Origin of the sequence: Photorhabdus sp. RM71S (genome assembly GCF_042879355.1) — a bacterium.
Lineage (GTDB): Bacteria > Pseudomonadota > Gammaproteobacteria > Enterobacterales > Enterobacteriaceae > Photorhabdus > Photorhabdus kayaii.
Map to the genome: position 1 here is coordinate 1 of NZ_JBHFKV010000296.1, position 232 is coordinate 232.

A 232-nucleotide genomic window follows, 5' to 3' on the forward strand; every position below is an offset into this window, starting at 1 on the left:
AGCGGGAACATCCAGTTGCGCCCATGATGGCGGAGTCAAACCGCGTTCTTCGAATGCATCAAGTTCACGCTTACGCTGATCGAGCATCTCTTCCCAGTCTTCACCCGCGTTTTCTGCTGCTTCCATCTCAAGAGTAGAAAGCCCGGCATCCATACCCAAGATAGCGCCCTTCTTCTCCGCAACAGGATCTACCCATCCACGACCCGGCCCCATCCACTGCGCCCGGCAATAA

The 232-nt window shown here is 56.0% G+C and carries 1 pseudogene; it reads right to left on the minus strand.

The features are described 5' to 3' along the window. Window positions 1-232, minus strand: a pseudogene (locus ACGF5R_RS24965) (phage portal protein); the annotation flags it as partial.